Source organism: Paenibacillus sp. OAS669 (assembly GCF_014873645.1).
Classification (GTDB): Bacteria; Bacillota; Bacilli; order Paenibacillales; family NBRC-103111; genus Paenibacillus_S; species Paenibacillus_S vulneris.
On sequence record NZ_JADBDR010000036.1, the window covers coordinates 1 to 2,237 of the forward strand.

At 52.1% G+C, this 2,237-nt stretch carries 2 tRNA genes and 3 rRNA genes; all 5 read left to right on the plus strand.

What is annotated here, in order from left to right:
- Positions 1 to 366, plus strand: a 16S ribosomal RNA gene (locus tag GGC63_RS34135); the annotation flags it as partial.
- 183 nt (positions 367 to 549) lie between these two features.
- Positions 550 to 666: ribosomal RNA gene (gene rrf, locus GGC63_RS34140) — 5S ribosomal RNA — on the plus strand.
- 53 nt (positions 667 to 719) lie between these two features.
- Positions 720 to 796: transfer RNA gene (locus GGC63_RS34145), tRNA-Ile, on the plus strand.
- 21 nt (positions 797 to 817) lie between these two features.
- Positions 818 to 893, plus strand: a tRNA-Ala gene (locus GGC63_RS34150).
- A 140-nt stretch (positions 894 to 1,033) separates the two neighbouring features.
- Positions 1,034 to 2,237 (plus strand): 23S ribosomal RNA (locus GGC63_RS34155); the annotation flags it as partial.

Genomic DNA, 2,237 nt, shown 5'->3' on the forward strand with positions numbered 1-2,237 from the left:
GGAAGGCGGGGATGACGTCAAATCATCATGCCCCTTATGACCTGGGCTACACACGTACTACAATGGCCGGTACAACGGGAAGCGAAGCCGCGAGGCGGAGCCAATCCTTACAAGCCGGTCTCAGTTCGGATTGCAGGCTGCAACTCGCCTGCATGAAGTCGGAATTGCTAGTAATCGCGGATCAGCATGCCGCGGTGAATACGTTCCCGGGTCTTGTACACACCGCCCGTCACACCACGAGAGTTTACAACACCCGAAGTCGGTGGGGTAACCGCAAGGAGCCAGCCGCCGAAGGTGGGGTAGATGATTGGGGTGAAGTCGTAACAAGGTAGCCGTATCGGAAGGTGCGGCTGGATCACCTCCTTTCTATGGAGTCCATGATGACTGTAGGTCATCGGACAAATAAGCAACTACGGTTGCAACGGCATTCACTCGTTGGTCAGTTTTGAGAGGGCAATATCTCTCGTGAAGATAAGGTTGCGATATAAGCTTTCTAGAGAGAGCGCTTAGCGTTATTCGCGAAGTTGGTTTTGTATTAGCAAGACTTCGTTTGGTGATGATGGCGGAAGGGAACCACGCGTACCCATACCGAACACGAACGTTAAGCCTTCCAGCGTCGATGGTACTTGGACCGAAGGGTCCTGGGAGAGTAGAACGTCGCCAAGCAACCCACCTTGAGTGGGTTTTTGTTTTGAGTAATCGTTTTGTTAATCCAAAACGGGCCCTTAGCTCAGCTGGTTAGAGCGCACCCCTGATAAGGGTGAGGTCGGTGGTTCGAGTCCACTAGGGCCCACCATGAAATTTTATATTATGATATGGGGCCATAGCTCAGCTGGGAGAGCGCCTGCCTTGCAAGCAGGAGGTCAGCGGTTCGATCCCGCTTGGCTCCACCAAAAAAACTCTTGCTTTCGAGTGAGGTTTTGTGATAAGATGCTTTTTGTCGCTATTGAGAGATGGCGATGAAGCTAAGATTGTTCCTTGAAAACTAGATATGGAAATACAATGCGTAGAGCAATACAACGTGTATTAGCATGGTTAAGCTAATAAGAGCACACGGAGGATGCCTAGGCGCTAGGAGCCGAAGAAGGACGTGGCGAACGACGATATTGCCTCGGGGAGCCGTAAGCAGGCTTTGATCCGGGGATGTCCGAATGGGGAAACCCAGCTGAGGTAATACTCAGTTACTCACATCTGAATACATAGGATGTGCAGAGGCATACGAGGAGAACTGAAACATCTAAGTACCCTCAGGAGAAGAAAACAACAGTGATTCCGTCAGTAGCGGCGAGCGAAAGCGGAATAGCCCAAACCAGAGGGCTTGCCCTCTGGGGTTGTGGGACGTCAATATGCGAAAAGTTGGTTAGGCGAAGCAGTCTGGAAAGGCTCACCATAGGGGGTAAAAGTCCTGTAGCCAAAAATCAACGTATCGCTAGACGGATCCCGAGTACCGCGAGACACGTGAAACCTCGTGGGAAGCAGGCAGGACCATCTGCCAAGGCTAAATACTCCCTAGCGACCGATAGTGAAGCAGTACCGTGAGGGAAAGGTGAAAAGAACCGCGGGAGCGGAGTGAAATAGAACCTGAAACCGTGTGCTTACAAGAAGTCAGAGCCCGTTAACGGGTGATGGCGTGCCTTTTGTAGAATGAACCGGCGAGTTACGTTCCCGTGCAAGGTTAAGGTGAAGAGCCGAAGCCGCAGCGAAAGCGAGTCTGAATAGGGCGACTATAGTACGTGGGCGTAGACCCGAAACCGTGTGATCTACCCCTGTCCAGGGTGAAGGTGCGGTAACACGCACTGGAGGCCCGAACCCACGAATGTTGAAAAATTCGGGGATGAGGTGGGGGTAGCGGAGAAATTCCAATCGAACTCGGAGATAGCTGGTTCTCCCCGAAATAGCTTTAGGGCTAGCCTCGGGAGATGAGTAGTGGAGGTAAAGCACTGATTGGGTGCGGGGCCCGCCAAGGGTTACCAAGTCCAGTCAAACTCTGAATGCCACATACTTTATCCCGGGAGTCAGACAGTGAGTGCTAAGATCCATTGTCAAGAGGGAAACAGCCCAGACCATCAGCTAAGGTCCCCAAGTGTGTGTTAAGTGGGAAAGGATGTGGAGTTGCGCAGACAACCAGGATGTTGGCTTAGAAGCAGCCACCATTGAAAGAGTGCGTAATAGCTCACTGGTCGAGTGACTCTGCGCCGAAAATGTAACGGGGCTAAACACGCCACCGAAGCTATGGC